The sequence below is a fragment of the Pontibacter sp. Tf4 genome (assembly GCF_014212495.1).
Lineage (GTDB): Bacteria > Bacteroidota > Bacteroidia > Cytophagales > Hymenobacteraceae > Pontibacter.
In genome coordinates, this window is sequence record NZ_JACKZC010000002.1 from 398,660 (window position 1) to 420,490 (window position 21,831).

At 35.5% G+C, this 21,831-nt stretch carries 19 protein-coding genes; all 19 read right to left on the reverse strand.

All coding sequences use genetic code 11. From position 1 onward, the window contains the following. The 19 genes from H7F15_RS04700 to H7F15_RS04790 all read right to left on the reverse strand — a co-directional run bounded on the left by H7F15_RS04700 (position 1) and on the right by H7F15_RS04790 (position 21,773). On the reverse strand, positions 1 to 1,287 hold the full coding sequence (locus H7F15_RS04700; RefSeq protein WP_185195794.1) for a hypothetical protein: 1,287 nt from the start codon (positions 1,285 to 1,287) through the stop codon (positions 1 to 3). Positions 1,288 to 1,289: 2 nt separating this feature from the next. Next, positions 1,290 to 2,498 (reverse strand): hypothetical protein, encoded by a 1,209-nt coding sequence (locus H7F15_RS04705; RefSeq protein ID WP_185195795.1) that lies wholly within the window; start codon positions 2,496 to 2,498, stop codon positions 1,290 to 1,292. Beyond that, positions 2,498 to 3,823 carry a glycosyltransferase gene (locus H7F15_RS04710; protein ID WP_185195796.1) on the reverse strand — a complete coding sequence of 442 codons (1,326 nt, stop codon included), beginning with the start codon at positions 3,821 to 3,823 and terminating at the stop codon, positions 2,498 to 2,500. The genes H7F15_RS04705 and H7F15_RS04710 overlap by 1 nt, the downstream gene beginning before the upstream one ends. A gap of 12 nt (positions 3,824 to 3,835) precedes the next feature. After that, entirely contained in the window at positions 3,836 to 4,825 is a 990-nt protein-coding gene (locus H7F15_RS04715) for a glycosyltransferase (protein ID WP_185195797.1), read from the reverse strand. Then, positions 4,822 to 5,727 carry a glycosyltransferase family 2 protein gene (locus tag H7F15_RS04720; protein ID WP_185195798.1) on the reverse strand — a complete coding sequence of 302 codons (906 nt, stop codon included), beginning with the start codon at positions 5,725 to 5,727 and terminating at the stop codon, positions 4,822 to 4,824. Before H7F15_RS04720 ends, H7F15_RS04715 begins: the two co-directional genes overlap by 4 nt. Continuing rightward, a complete protein-coding gene (locus H7F15_RS04725; protein ID WP_185195799.1) occupies positions 5,724 to 6,692 on the reverse strand; it encodes a glycosyltransferase family 2 protein in 969 nt (322 codons plus the stop codon). Before H7F15_RS04725 ends, H7F15_RS04720 begins: the two co-directional genes overlap by 4 nt. Next, a complete protein-coding gene (locus tag H7F15_RS04730) occupies positions 6,689 to 7,666 on the reverse strand; it encodes a glycosyltransferase family 2 protein (protein ID WP_185195800.1) in 978 nt (325 codons plus the stop codon). The genes H7F15_RS04725 and H7F15_RS04730 overlap by 4 nt, the downstream gene beginning before the upstream one ends. Before the next feature lie 89 nt (positions 7,667 to 7,755). Beyond that, a complete protein-coding gene (locus H7F15_RS04735; protein ID WP_185195801.1) occupies positions 7,756 to 8,658 on the reverse strand; it encodes a class I SAM-dependent methyltransferase in 903 nt (300 codons plus the stop codon). Continuing rightward, positions 8,651 to 9,571, reverse strand: a complete 921-nt coding sequence (locus H7F15_RS04740) for a glycosyltransferase family 2 protein (protein WP_185195802.1) — start codon at positions 9,569 to 9,571, stop codon at positions 8,651 to 8,653. The genes H7F15_RS04735 and H7F15_RS04740 overlap by 8 nt, the downstream gene beginning before the upstream one ends. Before the next feature lie 31 nt (positions 9,572 to 9,602). Then, positions 9,603 to 10,427 (reverse strand): glycosyltransferase family A protein, encoded by an 825-nt coding sequence (locus H7F15_RS04745; RefSeq protein ID WP_185195803.1) that lies wholly within the window; start codon positions 10,425 to 10,427, stop codon positions 9,603 to 9,605. Further along, positions 10,417 to 11,427, reverse strand: coding sequence for a glycosyltransferase family 2 protein (locus H7F15_RS04750; protein ID WP_185195804.1), 1,011 nt, complete (start codon positions 11,425 to 11,427; stop codon positions 10,417 to 10,419). Before H7F15_RS04750 ends, H7F15_RS04745 begins: the two co-directional genes overlap by 11 nt. A 182-nt stretch (positions 11,428 to 11,609) precedes the next feature. Further along, positions 11,610 to 13,199 carry a DapH/DapD/GlmU-related protein gene (locus tag H7F15_RS19625; protein ID WP_370523428.1) on the reverse strand — a complete coding sequence of 530 codons (1,590 nt, stop codon included), beginning with the start codon at positions 13,197 to 13,199 and terminating at the stop codon, positions 11,610 to 11,612. 21 nt (positions 13,200 to 13,220) lie between these two features. Continuing rightward, on the reverse strand, positions 13,221 to 14,051 hold the full coding sequence (locus H7F15_RS19630) for a CatB-related O-acetyltransferase (protein ID WP_370523430.1): 831 nt from the start codon (positions 14,049 to 14,051) through the stop codon (positions 13,221 to 13,223). Between the two features lies 1 nt (position 14,052). Beyond that, positions 14,053 to 15,330, reverse strand: a complete 1,278-nt coding sequence (locus H7F15_RS04765; protein ID WP_185195805.1) for an ABC transporter ATP-binding protein — start codon at positions 15,328 to 15,330, stop codon at positions 14,053 to 14,055. 28 nt (positions 15,331 to 15,358) lie between these two features. Next, the gene (locus H7F15_RS04770; RefSeq protein WP_185195806.1) at positions 15,359 to 16,213 is read right to left on the reverse strand and encodes an ABC transporter permease; all 855 of its coding nucleotides are present in this window, start codon (positions 16,211 to 16,213) and stop codon (positions 15,359 to 15,361) included. Positions 16,214 to 16,336: 123 nt separating this feature from the next. Then, on the reverse strand, positions 16,337 to 17,449 hold the full coding sequence (gene gmd / locus H7F15_RS04775; protein ID WP_185195807.1) for a GDP-mannose 4,6-dehydratase: 1,113 nt from the start codon (positions 17,447 to 17,449) through the stop codon (positions 16,337 to 16,339). Positions 17,450 to 17,551: 102 nt separating this feature from the next. Further along, positions 17,552 to 18,496, reverse strand: a complete 945-nt coding sequence (locus tag H7F15_RS04780; RefSeq protein ID WP_185195808.1) for a GDP-L-fucose synthase — start codon at positions 18,494 to 18,496, stop codon at positions 17,552 to 17,554. 99 nt (positions 18,497 to 18,595) lie between these two features. Then, positions 18,596 to 20,974, reverse strand: coding sequence for an exopolysaccharide transport family protein (locus tag H7F15_RS04785; RefSeq protein WP_185195809.1), 2,379 nt, complete (start codon positions 20,972 to 20,974; stop codon positions 18,596 to 18,598). A gap of 19 nt (positions 20,975 to 20,993) precedes the next feature. Continuing rightward, positions 20,994 to 21,773: a polysaccharide biosynthesis/export family protein gene (locus H7F15_RS04790; RefSeq protein ID WP_185195810.1), complete on the reverse strand. Its 780-nt coding sequence runs from the start codon at positions 21,771 to 21,773 to the stop codon at positions 20,994 to 20,996. Positions 21,774 to 21,831: the final 58 nt, after the last annotated feature.

Here is a 21,831-nt window from a genome sequence, read left to right on the forward strand (position 1 = left end):
TTACCTTCTATAAAGTTTCTTATATACCAAATCTAAATGTTCAGCTAATATTCTGGTAATATTGTAAGCGGAATATTGCTCAAATGATGTCCGTTCTACTTGGTCAGGGCTAAATGAAACATGAAAGCCACGATAGGTATTAAGCTTTTCCCCAAATGTATCATAAATAGTTTCAAGTTCTGTTTCCCCATTAAACTTTAAAACGATACCTGCCTTCGATTCTTCAATAACATTTCCAGCTGTACTGGCGCTATGCAGTATGGCAAAAATTGGCTTTTGCGAGAGAATTCCTTGGTATACCTTTGAAGGAGTATAGTGTGGTTCAGTACTTCCTAATACAAAAACCCCATCCGCTGCATCCAGGTGAGTAAGAACTTCCAGGTAAGGGATTCGCTTTGGGTATTCAAATATAGTTTTTTGCCAAAGACCATACTTTTCAGCTAATGGTTTAATTGTAAAGCTGTGTTCGTCATTAGCCCAGCTACCGGTACCTATAAAGTGAAATTCCAAATCAGAAGCTGATTCATTTTCCTGAAGCCATTTAAAGATCATCTCCAACGGTTTATAGGCTTTAGGTAACATAGCACCGGCGTAAACCAGCTGCAGTTTACCAGGCTTTTTAACAAACAGGTAGGGTTTAAGGCTAAGAGCCTTCAATGCAGCATGGTCATCTGCTTCTCCTCCATAAGGCATAGCTACCTGTACAGCTTGCTGATACAGGTGCGGATTTCTGTCCAGTACAGGTTTATAATAGCCTTCCGCAACACCCGTTATTAAGGATGCTTCTTTAACTGCTATTGGTTCTAATATCCCTGAAAGCTTCGTACTAAACCAGTGGCGCGAAAAAATTTGTTCGCTCCCGGCAAAAACATGTACCCAGGGATCTATATAATCTATCCCGTATGGTATACCTGTTTTAGCATGCACTGCTCTTCCCAACAAAGAGACGTAAAACGATGGGATGGGGATATAAAGGAAGTCTGGCTTTTCTGTTTTAATAAGCTGAATCAGCTTTTTGTACAAATGGTACCCGCCACGCAGGCCAATATCTCCTATTATACGAATAGGACCAGTTGGGAATGCATCAGCCGTTTCAACCTGTAATTCCGGGTTTACCAGCTTTTGGAGGTTCCAGTCTAATTTTTCTTCGTAATGTTTATGGTGTACAGTAAGCACGATTGGCTTCCAGCCAAAGGCAGGCAGGTACTTAGCAAATAAACGCGTCCGATGGACTGCAGCTAGGTTAGAAGGCGGGAAATGAGGAGATACGATAATTACTTTTTTCATGCTTACTTTCGAGTAGCCTGTTGCCACAAAGCTATTAACTTTTGAGCTTCTGCTTCAAAAGCAATTTCTTTTGCTTGTTCAAACCTTTTGCGTTTCTCTGCTCTTATAACTGTTATATTCTCTAAGATGTAAGCAATCCCATTTTTAAGTGATACAGAAGTTTGCTCACATAAATAACCATCTCCTTTAAAATGATTCATAAAAGCAACTTGGGCTTTTGTATCAGTGGCTAGGACAAAAAGGCCTGCTTGTTTATAAGCGAATATTTTATTTGAAAGCGCAATCTCTTTATTATGATCTATGTTAGATAATTCTAGAGCTAACCCCACATCATGCCTAGAAAGTTCTTTATGTAATAAATCCTGTTTTAAAGGGGAAACTACTCTAATATAATCTCTATGCTGTAACCATTTATTAGCAAAGATATAATTCAAATTTCCAATAAGTGTTAGGGTGACTGCATCGCAAAATGAATCTAATGCAGGCAATAAAAGCTCAAGCCCACGCCCATGATTAATGTTCTGAGAGAACCAAACTAACTTTAACTTCTCATCAGGATTATCATATACCGGCAGCTCAAACTCATTGCTATTAAATGAATTATTAATTGTTACAACTGGCACTTTACAAAGCTTTTTAACCGCCCTAGCAATAAGCGGTGATGCGGCCGTGACATAGGCAGCCTTGGGTAATAATTGTTGCATTAGAAACAGTCGCCGTCTTATCTCATTTTTAGTATCTATTTGAATGATTTCACCGGGGTGATAATCTTCTACATCAAATGCGAAAGGTACGTTTAATTTTTGTGCGATTTGGTAAGCTGGATAAAGTGCGCCAAGGTTATGTGCAATGATGAGGTCAAAGTTAAAGCATAAATTCTTTAGCTTTTTTACAAGTGAAAAACTCCTTTTACTAGAAGCTACGGCCGCTAGTTTAAGAGATAAAGGAAAATACCTATAAAACCTCTGTGCTGCAAAATGATTAATATTTAACTGGAGCCAACTGATCAAATTTTGTCGGGTAGCAGGCAAATAAATAAGCTGTACATACTTAAACTCTTTCTGATACAATTTTTCTAACTCAGTTGTCCATTGTTTTAAGTCAAACAGAACTACAGTTACTTTATAATTATAAGTTATAGCAAATCTTATTTCTTTCACCAGTCTTGGATTTGCTGATAAATTTGCAGTTGTAAGGAAGAGTATATGCATTATGCAGTTACTAAGTCTGAATACAGTTGAAGGTATGCATTACCTACTTTTTCAAAAGTATCAGGTTGAATTATATTAGCCTTAAGCTTACTTAGTAATTCAGGCTCATCTAGTAAATTTTTTAATTGCATTCTCAACGAATCTGAATTATTAAATTCAAATAAAAGACCATTGATATTATGCTTAATTTGTTCAGTATTACCATATACATTAGAAGCAATTATAGGTATTCCTGCAGAGAATGCTTCTTGGATCACTAATGGCGACATCTCTGAGAAGGTTGAAGGTAAGCATAAAGCATCATAACTACTCATAACTTCGACTGCATTACCTGGCTCAATTCCACCACACCATTTAATATTTTTGTAGAACCTACTTGCTTTTCTTAAATTGTTTTCATAATCATCTCCAGAGCTAAAGCCATAGATATCTAATGAAATAAGATTGGTGTCGAAAGACTTTATAGCCTCAATTAGAATATGTAACCCTTTAAAGGGACTTATTCTACCTACGAAAACTAATTTAATCTCATCAGAAAATATATTCTTTTCTTTTGTAGGTTTTACTGAGAAGGAAGGCAAAGCCTGAGGTATGAAAGCAATTTTATCAGGATTGACTCCATTTTGTTTTAAAACTCGCTCGTACCATTTAGTAAGAGTTATAACTTTATCACATACGTCAGTTAATCTTATTAAACTTTCATGCTTTCTTTTGACAACAAAAGGATAGCCAATAGCTGTACCTATAGTACTGTTTAATACAGAAGGATCAAAGCCTAAACTATAAAATGATTTGGATAAAAAATATAATGCTTTCCGTTGTACAGTTGGTATTTCTTTAGAAGCATATACACAATTCGTGCATGTTAAAGGATTAATTCTACCACTGCAAACACTAATCCCGTTCAACATAAGATTGCCGGTCATGCAGCTGTACCCTGCTAAATGAAATGTCATTAACGTTTTATACCCTTTTGCTTTTGCTAATTCTACATGGTGTACTGTAATGCCATTGCTTCCTGCTAATTCCTGAAAATGAACAATGTCTGGATTTAAACTGGAGATTAAATTAGAGAAACTTTCTAAGCCATCGGGCTTTCTTTTACCCGTTATCAAAGATCTGTCTACCAGAGACGGCTCTGCATAACAATGTACATCAACACCATTATATGTGTAAATTTTATTAATTATCTGACCATAATTAGGGATAATTATATATACTTTTATCCCCTGTTGAGAGATATAGTCTGCCAAAAGGGAGGTATAAACTTCTGTACCTGCTACCTGATCTGGTAAGTAGTGATTTAAAACTAAAGCAATTGTCACAGGTAAGAATTTCTAAGGGATTAATCTCTTGATTTTTACATTCTTAATAAAGAATACTTTTAATTTAGAAATTAAAGCGTATTTTATACCGACACTACACAAAAAATACATTGCCAATACTTTTAATGACAGTTGAAGCCTCAAACTCTTTCTCAGCCAAAATTTGGATGATTTATAATCAAAAGAGTATAAAGCTATTGCATCATATTTTATTCTTTCTTTTAACTGTTCTTTGGCTACCATGCCTAGCTCATTGTAATATTGCAGGCGCATATGAAGTGCTTCATCTATGGTTCGCGCCCAAGTGTGCTTCGAATTAGTTATAGAGTTTGAATGTCTTCGATAAGAAGCTAGTACTTCAGGTAAATAACCTACTTTGTATTTACGCGCAAGCCTTAGCCATAGGTCATAATCCTCAAGCCAAAACTTAGTATTAAAACCTCCAACAGCACGAGCTGCTGATGTACGTATAAGCGGAGTACAAGATTGTATAAAATTAAAACGCATTAATTCGATAAATATATCTCCGCTTGGCATCAAATCTCTGGTGTAATTAATCTTTTCGAGATACGATTCGCCAATTACTTTACCTGTTTCATCAATAAGGTTAGTATCAGAATAAACAAAAGCGTAATCATCACCAAGAGTATTCAAAAAGTTCAGCTGTTTAGTAATCTTATCTGCCTTCAATATATCATCGCTGCCTACATATTGAAAAAATACCCCATTGCAGTATCTAAAGAAAGTATCACATGCTTGGCAAGGCCCTTTATTGACGTTGTTTTGAATTATACGAAAGTTTTCTACTTTATTCTTAACAATCCATTCTTCCACTAATTGAACTGAATTGTCTGTTGATGCATCATCAACTATAATGACTTCTAAATTTGAGTACTCCTGAGCTTTAATGCTCTCTAGTGTTTCAGTAATAAAACTTGCGCCATTATAGTTAGGTACGCCAATAGATATTAAAGGAAGATTATTATCAGTGCTGCCTGTCATTGCACAACCATTTTATAAATTCTATTTGGAATAAGAGATAATAGCACATCAAAGGTATTTATCCTAAACTGTCTTAAGAGATGAATTGATATTTTCAATTTATTATTTTTCTTAGAAACTTTAAGAATATTTTTAACAAGATTATTTGTTAAAATTCTATAGGTTATTGCCTTTTCAATATGTGTTAGTGGACAGTTAGGCTGATTTAATGCGATAAGATTTATTTGCCTTCTTTGCTCAATCATGGCTAAAAGGTCTTCTTGACCAACAGTTACTTGTTCATCATGTCTCCTCCAATGAAATAAGCCACGAGGTAAACCAACAAAAGGCACAATTGAAGAAGCCTTTAGCATAAATAAAGTATCAGCAAGAATACCGATTGAAGTATCAAACCCTCCTACTTCGTTAAATACTTCCTTCTTAATAATAGTACCCGAGGGACCTGTAAAAAGTAAGTTGCTGCCATTAAAAAAATGGTTCAGATAACAACTTCTTGGTGTGAAGAAAATAGGTTCAACTAAATCCCTATTGTTAAAATAACATTGACTAGCTACGCCAGCGTGAGGAAATCTTTCTAAAGCTTGAACCATTATAGAAAGTGAATTAGGGTATATCAAATCATCTGAGTCAAGGTATTTTAGATATTTCCCGGAAGCTAAACTTGCCGCTTTATTTCTATTCGCAAATTGCCCTACATTCTTATCGTTAATAAATAACTTTATTCTAGTATCTTTCAACACATAATCTTTAACAATTTGCACAGTATTATCAGTTGAACAATCATCAACTACCAGCACTTCGTAATCCTGAAAGGCGGAGTTTAATATACTTTCAATACAAGCACTTATAAATTTTTCACGATTAAAAGAAGTAACTAATACACTGACAAGTGGAGTATTCATTTGGCTTTTTGTTTTCCTTGAGGTATCTGTTTACAGAAAAATTGATAAGCGCGATCCAAGACCATATTACTATCTAATGCACAAATTAAAATAAAGAGAGTATGCGAAAGTGTATGTGCTGTGATAGAAGATAAGTTATGAGAGCACCAATACAAAAGCTCGTTAACTGTTAAACTATTTCTTTTCTTAAAGACCCGATACCAAGAACGTAGCAATTGAGAAAATGCATTAGGCATAGCCGGTTTAACATTAAAATACCTGAAGAAATAATAATTGACTATAAAGTCAGCCTTAAAGGTATATTTAAAACTTCTGTGGTGGTAATGATAGGTTACACAAGAGGCATCTCTAATCAATTTGTACCCATTTTTTAACGCGTCATTTGCCCAAAGCCAATCCTCCGAAAAATTTGTTTTCTTAAACGGCACTAATTTTAATGAAGTTTTTCGGTACATGGCGTTTACATTATCCCATGCGGAGTTTATAAATTGATCTTTAAGATTTAGTTTATAGAAACTTCCTTCAGGAAAATATTTTACTTCCATTTTGGGTTCTGAGAAACGCTTGAACCAGGTAGCTGGGTTCTTATCTTTCTCACTTGGCACTGCCTGCATACCGACTACTCCTGCTACAGTAGTATCTTCAAAATAACGCACCATGCGCGCTAACATATCCGACTCTGCTATCCGAGCATCCTGTACGGTATAATAAATCATATCGCCTTTAGCCAACGATGCACCAAAGTTCCTTGTAAGGCCATGATTAAATTCTTTAGGCTGTATATGGTGAATCTGAACAGGAAACTGTTTACAAATTGCTAAAGTATCGTCAGTTGAAGCAGAATCAAGTATAATAACTTCAAGTTGGTCAGCTATTGTTTGATTGTAAATACTATTCAAACAATCATGAATAGTAGCTTCCCCGTTTCTGACTGGAATAACAACACTAATCAAGTTTAACCTCATGATAACATACGATAGGTTAATCCCCGAAGCTTTAATACTTTCACGAGGTTATTAGTAGACCTCCATGTTAAAACGGTTAAGTAAATCAAGCTTAGCTTATATAAAGGGAAAATATTATACTTGGAAATAAGCTGTATAAAAGCTTTATAATAATCCGGATACAAATTTATCCTGTATATCATAAAGCTTCTGAATAGTTTCATTAATCCATTTTGGATATCTTTTTTATACTTAATGAATAAATTTTTTTGTAATAAAAGATGACATACCTTCTCAAAGAATAGAATACGATACCTAATGGAGTTTTCGTAGAAATCAGCCTTGGAATCATCGTGGTAATTTATACGATAGTAACAATCGGCAGGTAAATGATAAAAAGTCTCAATGCAAGTTGAATCTTTTAAAAGAGCCCTAACATGTAGCTCAGGGTCTTCCATATAAAAGAGTTCTTCATCAAACCCTCCTATGGCATTAAAAAAATCTTTCTCCCATAATGGGGCCATTGTTTGCCAAGGATTCTTGTTTTGTAAAAAAGAATTCACAAAGTAGTTAGGAAGAATATCGGTTAAATTATAGTATCCTTTAGCATCACTTGGTTCTACTTCAAATTCCTGCATCAGGAAAATTCCCAACTTTATTGCTGGATTAGCTTCCATTTCTCTTATGCGCTGCTCTAAACAGAAAGGTGCTAATAAATCATCAGAGTCTAGAAATAAAAGGTATTTACCATTGGCCTCACTAGCTCCGATATTTCTACAAATGGAAGGCCCTTTTAGATCAGTTGAGTTTTGAATAACTCTTATCCGCTTATCATTAGTAACACTTAGAAGCTTTTGATACTCATTAAATTCAGATTTATCATCTACAATAATAACCTCCCAATTAGTATGGGTTTGATCAAGAACTGATTTCAATGTTCTACCAAGAATTTCGGTTCTGTTGTAATGAGGTATAATAATTGAGACTTGTATCAACTGAAAAGCATTTAGAACAATGATTATGTAATATTCACTACGTGATAGTTGAATTATATCATCTAATTATATTTATCAACTTATGCCCATTAATTTATTTTCTTAATCCATAAACTTCCTATTTCATTTTCTATAGGGTATGGTACTTTAGTGAAAAACGGATGATTACAATCTTTCAGTTTTTCTTTCAAATAATGATTGAAAAAGGTTATCTCAAAATTCTGGTTGTACATTAAGAAAGCTCTAAGTATATATATTTCGTTCCATGATCTTTTCTCAATATGTGACCATTTAACTGGATATTCGAAAGGATAAAAAATATCATGAAAATGAATTAGAACACCTTTTTTTAATCTGGGAAGTATTTTAAATATTATATGATTTACATCGCTATTAGTTTTAGATACATGAGAAGTATCTATAATTAAAAAATCATTTTCATTTAGTTCACTAAATAATTCTAGATTTATATTTTGAATCTTATCTTGATAAACATTTTGCCTATCAGTCTCACTGATCAATGAAAATAATCTTTCCGGATAAGGTTCTATATAAGAAATCTTAGTATTTAATTTATCTTCATCAACAACATCTAACAACAAAGCAGTTGAAAAACCAGAACCAACTTCAATTATTCTTTTAGGTTTAAACTTTTTTAGAAAACAGTAAAGTGTTAAACTATCATATCCAGTATAGAAGTTATTATTAGAATAGTATCTGTAATCAGAGGTTTTATTAAATGGGAAATTATAGCAACCTATAATCTTTTCAAACTCCATTAATAACTTTAACTGTTCTTCTGAATTTAAATCAATTGCTTCACATTGTAATGTATTGACAACAGCACAATTCTCTACTTTACCATCAAAAATCGGACTATAATAATGCCCTGGGGGAAAAGCTAATAACTTATGATATAGTTCTAACTGTGACTTTAAGTCTTTTACATAAGGTAAGTTAGAAACGGCTTTTTTATAAAACTTTTTAATCATAAATATAAGCTTGATTTTTTCTTGAAATATTTCTGGCTTTCTTAACTATACCTAATTCTTTAATTAAAGAGAACATTATTGAAGATAAGTAAAATGCCTTTTTAAATTTTCTTGTGAGTAAAAAAGTAATAATACAATCAAATGTGTTTTTAAAATATACTAATAATGCACTTTTATATGAAGTATTAATATTAGCTAATGTAATATATGCGAATATTTTTTGTCTGTTTCTGTTCCAATAGATCTGATCCCATGTTTTGATTGTTATATCATGCCATGCAATAGCTTTTGGTACTACACCAACTTCTAAACCAAAAAAATGAGCTCTGTTAACGTAATCCTCATCTTCACCATAATGTAAAAACAAAGTATTGAAACCGCCAACTGCTTTGATACAATTTAATGGTAATAGCCAACAAGCTGCATTTACGAACTTAGTAGTATATACTTCGTCTAAATCTTTAAAAAAAGCATCAGATATAAAATTGTTGCAGTAGGCTGGAGAAACATAAGTTGAAAAATGATACTCTAATTTTTGGGTTTTTGGATCTAGATGTACGGGACTAAGTATACCGTAATTAGGAAATTTAATTGAAGAGTTAAGTAAAAATTCAAGACACCTTTCTTCAACCCAAGCATCTTGATTTAATAAAAAAGCATAATCATACTCTTCTTCTAAAGCTATCTTTAATCCTATGTTATTTGCTCTTCCAAAATACAAGTTAGTTGCACTTTTTATAAGCCTTACAGAAGGAAAGTTAGATTCTATATATTGACTGGTGCCATCAGTAGACCCATTATCAACTACTAAAACATCTACAGGAAGTGTGCTGGATAAAACGCTTCCTATACATTTTTCAATCCATTTTATTCCGTTGTAAGCTACTACAACAGCAAGTACTTTGCTATGCATAAAGAGATAACTCTATAGTATTTAACTGGTATCAACTAAATAACGTAATAAAACAATTCTTTAATTTATTATACTTAGAATTTTCAAATAGTCTTAGCCTTCTTTTTAACTCAGTTGATGCTGTACATGGATCATCAAATCCTAAAAGATTTAAGTAAGCATCCATATTTCTGATAAAGACCTGCTTCTTCATTTTGATAGCTTTTTTTTTGTCCTGATGTACATCCTGATTTCTTGAGGTTTCTTTATATCTATAGAAAAAATGTACTTTATCAAGTTTATAGACCTTCCCTCCATTAGCTAACAATGCAATCCAAAAGTCCCAGTCTTCAAAACCAAAAATCATTTTTTCATTGTAACCTCCAACTTTCAGAAAATCATCTTTTCTAAATAATCCGCTTACAAAAATTATATTTCTATTAAGCAATTTTTCATAATGAAAATCTTCCAAATACATTTCCTCGTCCTTATCACCAAAGTAATTTGCTCTTGAGTAAACTACTTTAATATCCGGATTATTAGAAATTACAGAATAAGCATCATATAAATAATCGCTAGATATCAAATCATCTGCATCTAAGGGTAATATAAACTGGCCAGTTGCATTGTTGATTGCGAAATTTCTAGCCGCACTTACACCACCGTTTGGAATTTTAAAGTATTTAAATCTTGTATCTTCGCCACAAACCATTTGATAGACTTCTTCTGTTCGGTCATTAGAGCCATCATTAATTACTATACACTCCCATTCATTGAATTTTTGATTTAATACTGATTGCAGTGCATCAGCCAAAAATTCACCTTGATTGTAACATGGTATTATAACCGATACTTTTGGCTTAATATCAGAATACATTTTTTAAAGACTTTAAAGCTAAATAAAAAGGAGCAGGAAAACTTCGCTGATAAAAGTTTAGGATTTTCTGAGCTTTACTCCATTTTTCAGGTCTTATATACTTTGAATCTAAGGCATCAAATAAATGTAAAGCATTAGAGTGATCTTGTTTATTTAAATATAAATCAAAAAATTCATTACAAATAAAGTCTTGAACAACAGCTTTGATAGTTTCTAAAGGCAACTCGCTAGGGAACAAAGCATTATTATTACTAACCTTAAACACTTTATCTAAAGTTCTATACTCTTTAACAAGTGCATATTTTCTGGCTATTGCAGAAAATATGTTTTTATGATCAATACTGAACTGGGAACTGTAACCTTGACTTACAGATTTGGACTTTTCATGATGCCTAAAATTGGCAAAAATATTATCTACTTCTAAAGTGCTTCTATCATTATGATGAATCAATAGATACCTAACCCACCACTCAAAATCAAAAGCGAAGTGCAAATTCTCATTTAATGTACCTACCTTATTAAAACACATTTTTTTTAAAAACATTGCAGGCTGAGCCATTTCCAAACAAGTTATAGCTTCAGGTAATGTATAGCTATTAAATCTATTTGTTATGAATAATTCGCCGTTTTCGTCAAAGTACCTAATTCTACCAATTACAGCATTAATATTATTATTCTCTCTAAAATAGTTACCTATACTGTGCAATGCACCGGGCTCTAAGTAATCATCACTATTAATCCAATTAAAAACTTCACCTGTTGCTATAGCAAGACCTTTATTGATGGCGTGAGCTTGACCATTATCAGGTTCACTCACCCAGTATGTTATAAAGTCATCATATTTTTGGAGTACTTCTATAGTAGAATCTTGGCTTCCACCATCTATAACAATCAACTCTAAAGCAGGATATTGCTGATCTACAATGGATTTTATAGTCTGCTCAATATATTGACCTTGATTGTAACTAGGTATAACTATAGAAATTTTGGGGAGTTGCATGATTGAATAAATATTGAGCTCTTCTTAACAAAGATGTTCTATTTGATGTTAGGTATGAATTCACTCCAAAATACTGGATCATACTTTAATGCATGACAACCAAAGGGTAGTTTACTCTGGTTAAATGAGAATAAATAACGTGGTTTGACTTCAAAACTATATATATTAATCTTCTATACTTCCTATTTTGAAGTTATTGAACAGTTTAGGAACTTGTCAACTTCAAAAAAATCTTCTTCAACTTTCTTTAATTTATTATAATCCCAATCCCACCACTTTGTTTCTAACAGTCTTTTAATGGTAGAATCAGAAAACCTATATTTTACGACTTTTATTGGGTTACCATATGCTACTGCATATGGTGGAATATCTTTAGAAACTACAGAACCAGCTCCTATTACAGCACCGTCACCGATTGTTACACCATCCAATATGGTTACGTTCATACCTATAAAAACATCATTGCCTATGATTATAGGTTTCGTTTCTTCTATTTTATTCTCACCCGTTAATGAATACCCATTTTGTTTTGCTGTAGAATAAAACATCGGTGATGTTGAAATACTGTTCAAAGGATGTACTCCCCAACCACAAATTAAATTTGGGCCTATAGAACAGAATTTCCCAATCGTAGCATTATTAATAATAGAATTTATACTTACATAAGTATAAGAGCCTATAAAAGAATTTATTATTCTATAGTTTGGATATAGTACAGCTTTATCATCAATATACGAATTATGTCTTGTGCTAGAGTTTAGAGCCTTTAATTTTGAAAACTCATAGAGTTCAGGAATAATACTATATGCTAATCTGTATAGGACCTTTTTGATCAGATTAAAAATTCTTCTGAATAATTTATTTAATACACCTATCTTAGGTTTATCAGATACCTTATAATTATAAACATCTCTATAGTATGAGATTAAAGACTGTCTGGCTTCATAATTTTCAATTATTGGCTCATTAATAAAATCTTCATTCAAGCTTACATATGCTTGTGTAGATGTATTAAACAGTATATTTGGCTCGCAATTCTCTCCACTGCCATCATGGCCAATATTACGAACTAGCGACTTCTTTGGAAATAAACATAAACCTTGTCTAAGAAAAATTGTTGCGTACCATTTTACTGCCCAAGTGTTCAATTCTCCCCAGTAATTTAATTTCAATTGAAGAAGATAATTTGCCTGATCATCTAAATTAAAACCACTTTTAATCTTATCAGTTTTAGTTACTTGCTGTAAAAGGTAAGTTGAATCGGTTGTATAAAGCTGCCAAGCTCTGCTCCAGGTTGCCCAGCCCCAACATGCAAGTGTTCTGAGAAAATAAATTTCACTTTTAGGTTCATATTCTATAGGATAACAGTACCCACTAATCTGCATTATCTCCGGCGTGTCCTTATAAATACTAAGACTGTAGTTCATGAATTTTAAAAAGCCTGGTTCAGTGACAATATCATCTTCTAGCACTATTACCTTACCATGCTTTCTTATTATTTCAGTTAAGCCAGAAACAATAGAGTCAGCTAAACCCTTATTTATATCAGATTCATAAATTATTACTTCCTTACACCAGTTCTTAGACTTTACAACTGCCCTTGTCTCTTTGATTGCTAATATTGTTTCTTCACTTGCATCTTCTTTTGGTCCATCAGCAAAAACATATAATACAGACTCTTTAGCCAAATCATTTTTGCAAAGAGCTTCTAAAGTTCTTGAAGTGTGGGAAGGCCGGTTATATACAAAAAGAACGACTGGTGCTAAATCCACAATAATTATAAAAAAAGATTCTTAATTACTTAATAGCGTTAAATCTAATTTAGAACTAAATAACGCTTCATTTTCCTTAATTTTATCTATATGCCATTCCCACCATTTTAGATTTAAAAGTTCATCTATGATTTCAGGCTCAAACCTATAAGAAATAACTTTTGCTGGGCTTCCACCAACTATAGCATATGGAGGAACATCTTTATTTACAAGAGAATTAGCTCCTATTATGGCTCCATCCCCTATTGTTACACCTGTAAGAATTACTGCGTGTGTACCTATCCAGACATCATTCCCAATAATTACACTTCCCTCAGAATGATAGTCTTTAATGTTATTCTTAAATAATTTAGAATTGATAAATGAGGTACTCAATCTATTTGTATAATGGCTGGCTTCCTGTATTGTTACATGTCGTGCAATAGAACAAAACCTACCGACTTGTATATCATTAACTAAAGTAAAGAAATCAATTCCAGGCCCTGTTAATGATGTATATGCCCCAATTTTGATTTTACCGTTTAATACAGTAGAATAACTTATTGAAACGTTCTCATCTAAATTAACATCTCCCACTGCCTGTAATTCTGAAATCTTACAGTTTTTCCCAATTTTAAATTTCCCATCTAATTTTGATAGGCTAATTTCACAGTCACTTTCAACATTAATTTGTCCCTTCATTAAAGTTTCAGAAATATTACTACCGTTTGCAATACAAACTGTACCTTCCAAAACTGAACTCCTTAATTTCACATCTGGATCTAATTTAGAGTTAGCTGACAAAGAAATGGTATTGAAGTTTCTACCTATTCTGAATAATTCATAGATTTTCTTTTTAATAAAACTTTTCATTTCAAATAACTTCAGGCTTTATATAGAATTTAGATCCTCTATGTAAGTTAAGATATCCACTGTTATAAAAATCTCCAGGAAGCACTCTAAATGATGCGATAAAATTCTCAGGCCAGTCAATTAACTCTTGTTGCGCTTCAATCCTGCCTCTGATATTATATACACCTTCAGTTAATGGTAATTTTGGAATTTTAAATTTGGTTGTGAAGTACCCTTCATGTTTATATTCAAAATATTGATTATTATAAGAAGTGAAGTATACAGAAATACAATCACTATATTCATCATGTATTGCAAAACCAATATCAACTTTAGATATAGGTTTTGCTTTAGTTTTCAGGGTTATGCACACATAAATATCTTCACCACAAAGAACTTCTTCTACATGCTCCTGTTTATTATTCTCTAAATAACACGCTGTTATAAGTGCCTTACCATTACCGCTTCTAGCAGTTTCAAGCTCCAAATCTTGCTCTACTCTATTATTTATGGTCCCCTGGTATTTACTTATAGCATCAGTAATAAGTCCATTATAAACAGTAGAGCCATTTTGTAACACAATACCACGGGTACAAAGATTAGCTAAAGCTGCAATATTATGGCTAACAAATAAGATTGTACGGCCTTCTTCTTTGCTTACGTTCTGTAATTTTCCTATACACTTCTTCTGAAATTCAATATCTCCAACAGCCAGTACTTCATCAACTATTAAAATGTCAGGTTCAAGATGAGCTGCCACAGCAAATGCTAACCTAACATACATTCCCGAACTATAGCGCTTGACAGGTGTATCAATATATCTTTCCACACCTGAAAAATCAATTATTTCATCAATCTTAGCACTAACCTCAGTTTTAGTCATGCCAAGGATTGCGCCATTTAAGAAAATGTTTTCCCTACCACTTAATTCAGGATGAAAACCTGTACCTACCTCCAAAAGACTGGCTACTTTTCCTTTTGCTTTAACCGTACCAGTAGTTGGAGAAGTTGTTCTACTTAAAATTTTGAGTAAAGTAGATTTTCCAGCTCCGTTCTTACCTATTATACCTAATACATCTCCACGCTTAACTTCAAAATTAATATTCTGCAAGGCCCACACATAATCACTTTCACCTTTAATAGTCCGGTCATTAGCCTCTCCTATCTTCAAATAAGGATCTTCTTTCCCTCTGATTAGATGCCACCAGCGGTTCAGGTCATGAGACAGCGTACCCGTGCCTACTGTACCCAGCCGGTACTGTTTTGATAAATTATCAACCTTTATTACGATATCACTCATGCTATACTTCTATAAATTTAGCTTCCCCTTAAACAGTATCCATAAAAGTACGCTGTACCTTATTAAACAGGAGTGCCCCAATCAGTAGTACTAGCGCTGTTAAGCCTAAACTATAGAATAAGCTTGATGTGGTAAAGGTGCCGTTTCCGAAAAGGGAATATCTGAAAGCTTCAACTATTGGCGTTAATGGGTTCCATACAATCAGCCATTGATAGCTTTGCGACTTTAGAAATGATAATGGATAAGCAATAGGAGTTGCATACATCATAAGCTGCACAGCAAAACCTACCAACACCGTAAAGTCACGGTATTTTGTAGTAAGGGAAGAAATAATAATTCCAAGCCCTAATCCAATAAGTGCCATCCAAATAACTAACAGTGGTATTATAAGCCATGATAAGCCGAAATGTATTGCTTCTCCGTTAACAGCAAAGTATATAATTACAGCAACAAGTAAGGCAAACTGTATCAGGAACTTCACCATGTTAGATATAACAATAGATAATGGCATTACAAGTCTGGGGAAATATACTTTTCCAAAAATTCCTGCATTGGCAACAAATGTATTAGAAGTTGCAGTTAAACAGGATGCAAAGTAATTCCATATAGTGATACCGCTCATGTAGAACAGTACAGGCTGTATACCATCAGTTGGAATATTGGCAATCTTTCCAAAAACCATCAGGAAAATAATGGTTGTAAATATTGGTTGTATAAAATGCCAAAGCGGTCCAAGGATCGTCTGCTTATAAGCTGCAATAAAATCCCGCTTCACAAACAAAAATAACAGATCTCGGTAGTGCCAGACTTCCTTCAGCTGTAAATCAAAAAGACCGGAACTTGGTTTAATGACCAGTGTCCAGTCTTCTTCTCTTTCTTTCATGGAAGAATTGTAAGTAGGGTGATTCATAAAAAATACCTCAAAAGGCACTATAAATTTAGTGATTCCTTTTGAGGTATAAACAATTTAAAATAGGTTTTATTCCAAATTGGCTAAAAAGCGCTATTATTCGTGATAGTTCAACACACGGTGGCCACCTTCTAACAGGTAAGTATCACGTTTAAACAACTCCAGATCGGCTTCCATCATGTCTTTCACCAGCGCTGGTAAGTCGTATTTTGGCTCCCAGCCTAATTTTGTTTTAGATTTGGTTGCATCGCCAATCAGCAGTTCCACTTCCGTCGGACGGAAATAGTTAGGGTCCACACAAACTACTTCTTTGCCAATCTCCAATTGGTAATCCGGGTTGCTGCAGGCGGCTACATAGCCTTTTTCTTCTACGCCTTCACCTTTAAAAGCAATATCAATACCCACTTCAGCAAATGACATCTTTACAAAGTCGCGTACAGTGGTTGTAACACCAGTGGCAATTACAAAATCTTCCGGAGTGTCCTGCTGCAGGATGCGCCACATGGCTTCTACGTAATCTTTGGCATGCCCCCAGTCGCGCTTAGCGTCCAGGTTACCTAAGTATAGTTTGTCCTGTAAGCCTAACGCTATACGAGCTGCAGCTCTTGTTATTTTACGGGTAACAAAGGTTTCGCCACGTAGCGGAGACTCGTGGTTGAACAGTATACCGTTGCAAGCAAACATGTTGTAAGCCTCTCTATAGTTTACCGTGATCCAGTACGCATATAGTTTGGCAACGGCATAAGGAGAACGTGGATAGAAAGGAGTAGTTTCTGATTGAGGAACGGCTTGAACTAAACCGTAAAGTTCAGATGTAGAAGCCTGGTAAATTCTTGTCTTCTCTGTAAGGCCAAGGATACGGATAGCTTCCAGAATGCGTAATGTACCTAATCCATCAGCATTAGCTGTATATTCCGGCGTATCAAAGCTCACCTTCACGTGGCTCATAGCAGCCAGGTTATAGATCTCATCCGGCTGGGTTTCCTGGATAATACGGATCAGGTTGGTAGAGTCGGTCAGGTCGCCGTAATGCAGTTTAAAATTAATGTTCTTTTCGTGCGGATCCTGGTACAGGTGGTCAATGCGGTCGGTATTAAACAGGGAGCTTCTGCGTTTGATACCGTGTACTTTATATCCTTTACTTAATAATAGCTCTGCTAAATAGGCACCGTCCTGGCCTGTAACACCGGTTATAAGGGCTGTCTTCATTATAAATTAAATGAGTGGTCTTGTAAAATGAGATAAGTATATTTCAGATGCTCTATACTTATACCTAAAAGATTTGTTTCAATTAAACTGTACTTTCTGAAATTAAGAAAGTACAGGCGTAGCATGTTTCTGTTTAAAATCGGCATAGGCTAACCCAATGCCTTCACGAAGTTCAATTTTATGCTTAAACCCCGTGCTATGCAACTTACTTACATCCATTAATTTACGTGGCGTACCGTCAGGTTTGGTAGTATCAAAAACAAGCTTCCCTTCAAAGCCTGTTACATCTTTTACCAGCAGCGCCAGATCCTTTATAGAAATGTCTTCACCGGTACCAATATTTACGAGCTCCCGCTCATTATAGTGCTCCATTAAGTAAAGGCATGCTTCGGCTAGATCATCGGCAAATAAGAATTCACGCATTGGGCTGCCAGTCCCCCACACTACCACTTCGGAAATACCATTTTCTTTAGCTTCGTGAAACTTACGAATGAGAGCCGGTAGCACATGGGAGTTATTCAGATCATAGTTATCGTTATAGCCATAAAGGTTTGTAGGCATCACACTAATGAAGTTACAGCCATATTGATCGCGGTAAGCTTCGCATAACTTGATACCTGCAATTTTTGCAATGGCATAAGGCTCGTTTGTCTGCTCTAACGGCCCTGTCAGCAGATATTCTTCTTTTAGCGGCTGCGGAGCCATTTTCGGGTAGATACAAGAAGAGCCCAGGAACATCAGTTTAGTTACCTTGTGCAGGTAAGCGGCATGTATGATGTTGGCTTCAATCATCAGGTTATCGTACAGAAAATCGGCACGATAGGTATTATTGGCTTGTATACCTCCTACTTTGGCAGCGGCCAGAAAAACATAATCCGGTTTCTCTGCTTCAAAAAAGTCTAAAACTGCCTGCTGGTTCCGTAGGTCCAGTTCAGACGAAGTACGTGTAATAAGGTTATTGAAACCGTTTCCCTGTAGCTTACGGCAGATGGCAGAGCCAACCATTCCACGGTGCCCGGCCACATATATCTTTGAGTCTTTATTCATAGTAAAGGGTGAAGTGATGATTTGTTAAATAAAATATGATTGAACAAGAATCAACATCCCTTACGCATATATTAGATTTAGGGTACAGGTAAATGAGGCCTAAAATTTAAAGCGCTTGTACCATGGCTGCTGCTCGAGGTCATCAGAATAGTAACCATAGCCATAGCCGTACCCATAGCCGTACCCATAGTTTAATTTGCGGTAATCTACATCATTAAACAGGATGGCCGTATTCCTGATCTTCCCGCTCTCATACTGCTGCTGTATACTAGCCAGGAAAGACTTCATGGTATAATCCTGGCGCACCATGAAAATATTGGCGTCCGCTAACTGCATCAACTCCAGGCCATCTGATAAGATACCTACAGGAGGCGTGTCTATAATAATGTAGTCAAACTCCTGGCGAAGCCTTTGCAGCAGTTCTTCCATACGCTTATTTAAAAGCAACTCCGAAGGGTTTGGTGGGATATCTCCGGATGGTAGTATGGACAAATGCTCCTGAATTGTCTGGTGAATGACTTCTTCTAATTTTGCATACCCGGCAAGATAATTACTCAACCCGATTCTGCTCGTTACACCATAGTCCGTGTTATTGTTGGGTTTGCGCATATCTGCATTAATAAGCACGGTGCGCTCACCGGAAATGGAAAAAATATAAGCCAAGTTCTTGGCTGAAAAAGTCTTTCCTTCGCCACTTATCGAAGAAGTAATAACATATATCTTCCCTTCATTACTCTCCACATTTGTCATGAAACGAAGGTTAGACCGTACCGTACGGAATGCTTCAGCTAAAGCAGATTTAGGACTTAGATCAATAAGGCTTGATGAACTCTTTTTATTATGCCCAACCATACCCAGTATTGGTAAGGCCGTATACCTGCTAATATCTTCTGTACTGCTTACTTTGTTATTGAAGTAGTCCTTGGCAAAGATCAGTGACACAGGTAGTGCAAGTCCTAAAAGTAGGGCTGCAATGTAGTTCTTTCTTGTTTCAGGAGCCGTTTGCGCTGAAATATAGGCATCACTTAAGATAGTTACGTCTGATGTATTGGATGCCTTGGCTATACCAGCTTCAGCACGTTTCTCCATTAGGAACACGTAAAGGTTTTCGCTTAAATTATATAAGCGCTGGATATTGATTAACTTCCTTTCGGCGGTTGGCAACTGCTGGAGTTGCGCCGATGCTGCATTAATCCGGTTGTTTAACTCACGTAAGGCTATATTATTTGCAGCCTCTATATTTTTAAGGTTCTCCAGTATGCTCCTGCTCATTTCGGAGATCTGCTGCCGCTTGATTTTAAGTTCGTTGGCCACCAATGGATTTGAACGAATATCGTTTTGGCTAATGATCTCCACTTCTCCCTGCAACTGTACCAAACTGGCTATCAATTCATTTAAAACAGGATCATTTATTCCCAAGTTAGAAGGTATTACAAGCTGATCAAGGTTTTTTCCCTGCTGCAAGTAAGTTCTTAAATAACTATAATACTTATCATTTACAAGCAGTGTAGCCTTCTGTGTCTCCAGATCTTGAATTTGCTGCGCAAAACGATTGCCTTCACTGCTCACACCTAAACGAGAATTATCTTTCTTGAAACTCTCAAGCCGGTTCTCTATAAAGTAGAGAGAGTCACTGATCTGCTGCAACTGATCGTCAATGAAGCTGAGCGTATTTATTGCGTTAGAATTTTTAATAAAAAGGTTATTCTCGCGGTATGTCTGCATGTGGGCGTTCAGAAACTCCTTTTCTTTTTCTGGGGTAGTACCGGCTAATTTTAGTACTAGTGCTGAGGCGCCTCCCGGCATGGAGCTTACATCCAGCGACGATGCATATCTGCCAGCCAGGTTCTCAGGATCATTTATACTAAATAGGAGCTCATTAGGAACTTCCGTAACATCGTTATTTTTGACAGTGATGCAGAATACAAAATCATTTATGGCATAGGATTTACCACTCTGGAATCTTTTACCCTGTAACAGTTTGTTCCAGCTTATATTTTCTGTGCTTAATGTGTAAGTATCTTCATCTAATGGAGTTACCTTAAAAAGTACTCCATAGGGAATGTTTGCAGAAGCAGAATCATAAGTGACAACAAAGGGAGATAAAGCCTTGTAAACTTCAGTTAGCTTTACATTACCTTGCTGAAAATAGCTAACATTAAAGTCGAGTTTCTGAAGAGTCTGTTTAACCAGTTGTTTTGTCTTTATTAAAACTGATTCGTTGGTTAAACCTCGTGATCCTTCAAAAAACTCATCCCCGTAAAGCAAGGCAGCTGCAGACGCCCCCTGTTCAGCAGGTTTAACGATCATTACCGAAGAACTTACCTCATACTGCGGAATGGTATATCTGTTTATCAGGAAAGCCCCTATAAGTGCTATAATAACAGAAGCAGCAACCCAGTACCACAAACGGAATACCTTTAGAGCAAGGTTCTGCAGGTCGAAACCATTATCCTGTTTAGTTATTTTATTATTCAATGAGGTGACTTAGTTAAAACTATAAGAATCTGGATAATAAAACACTGATCGTTGTTATAACTGACAATGTTAAACTCACATTCGCAATAAGGTTTTCCCTGATATTCCTGGCCGGCAGTGGATCAACAACAATCATATCATTCGGCTGCAGGTAGAAATTTGCCTGGGCAATGGTGTTATCATCCAGTAAACTGAACGTATACAGCTTGGCCTTCCCAGCTTCGTAGCGCACTAACTTTATTTGCCCACGATTAGCGTAGGGGGAAAAACCTCCGGCAGTTGCAATGGCTTCCATCACGTTAATATCATCCTGGTAAGTAGTAAACTGTCCTTGGCCGCCAACTTCACCTAACACGGTATAACGAAAAGTGAGTAAGCGTAAATTTACAGTTGGGTCGGAAAGAAATGGCTTTAAAGCTTCGGTCACTTTTGCTCGTGCTTCCGGCATAGTTAGACCTGATAAATTCACCTTGCCAACCGCCGGAATCAGGATATTTCCCTCCGCATCCAACGTATACCCTTGCAGCACAGGATCTGTAGTGGTAGTAGCCGTAGTAGACTCTCCCAAAAAGTTATACTCCGCAGGTGTAGTGGTTTGCACCTTTAAAGAAAGCACATCGCCGGGCTTTAAGGTATATACAGGGCGCTGCAGATCAAAAGACTTAAGCAATGCATCTGCATTAGCCTGATCTTTCGGGTCGGGCTTGTCTTGTAGTAGCAGTAATTTTTTTTGTGGCACACAGGATGCAAACAGTAGCATACCCAGCAGCACACAAACTATAGAAAGGGTGTTTCGCATTTTAAAGTGCTTCTACACTGTAGGTTTATAGTTCAGCAAGCACCTGAAAAGATGCTTA

Coding starts and splice junctions, on each gene's coding strand:
- H7F15_RS04700 (WP_185195794.1), bottom strand. CDS start 1,287: ATGAAAAAAGTAATTATCGTATCTCCTCATTTCCCGCCTTCTAACCTA.
- H7F15_RS04705 (WP_185195795.1), bottom strand. CDS start 2,498: ATGCATATACTCTTCCTTACAACTGCAAATTTATCAGCAAATCCAAGA.
- H7F15_RS04715 (WP_185195797.1), bottom strand. CDS start 4,825: ATGACAGGCAGCACTGATAATAATCTTCCTTTAATATCTATTGGCGTA.
- H7F15_RS04720 (WP_185195798.1), bottom strand. CDS start 5,727: ATGAATACTCCACTTGTCAGTGTATTAGTTACTTCTTTTAATCGTGAA.
- H7F15_RS04725 (WP_185195799.1), bottom strand. CDS start 6,692: ATGAGGTTAAACTTGATTAGTGTTGTTATTCCAGTCAGAAACGGGGAA.
- H7F15_RS04735 (WP_185195801.1), bottom strand. CDS start 8,658: ATGATTAAAAAGTTTTATAAAAAAGCCGTTTCTAACTTACCTTATGTA.
- H7F15_RS04740 (WP_185195802.1), bottom strand. CDS start 9,571: ATGCATAGCAAAGTACTTGCTGTTGTAGTAGCTTACAACGGAATAAAA.
- H7F15_RS04745 (WP_185195803.1), bottom strand. CDS start 10,427: ATGTATTCTGATATTAAGCCAAAAGTATCGGTTATAATACCATGTTAC.
- H7F15_RS04750 (WP_185195804.1), bottom strand. CDS start 11,427: ATGCAACTCCCCAAAATTTCTATAGTTATACCTAGTTACAATCAAGGT.
- H7F15_RS19630 (WP_370523430.1), bottom strand. CDS start 14,051: ATGAAAAGTTTTATTAAAAAGAAAATCTATGAATTATTCAGAATAGGT.
- H7F15_RS04765 (WP_185195805.1), bottom strand. CDS start 15,330: ATGAGTGATATCGTAATAAAGGTTGATAATTTATCAAAACAGTACCGG.
- H7F15_RS04770 (WP_185195806.1), bottom strand. CDS start 16,213: ATGAAAGAAAGAGAAGAAGACTGGACACTGGTCATTAAACCAAGTTCC.
- gmd (WP_185195807.1), bottom strand. CDS start 17,449: ATGAAGACAGCCCTTATAACCGGTGTTACAGGCCAGGACGGTGCCTAT.
- H7F15_RS04780 (WP_185195808.1), bottom strand. CDS start 18,496: ATGAATAAAGACTCAAAGATATATGTGGCCGGGCACCGTGGAATGGTT.
- H7F15_RS04790 (WP_185195810.1), bottom strand. CDS start 21,773: ATGCGAAACACCCTTTCTATAGTTTGTGTGCTGCTGGGTATGCTACTG.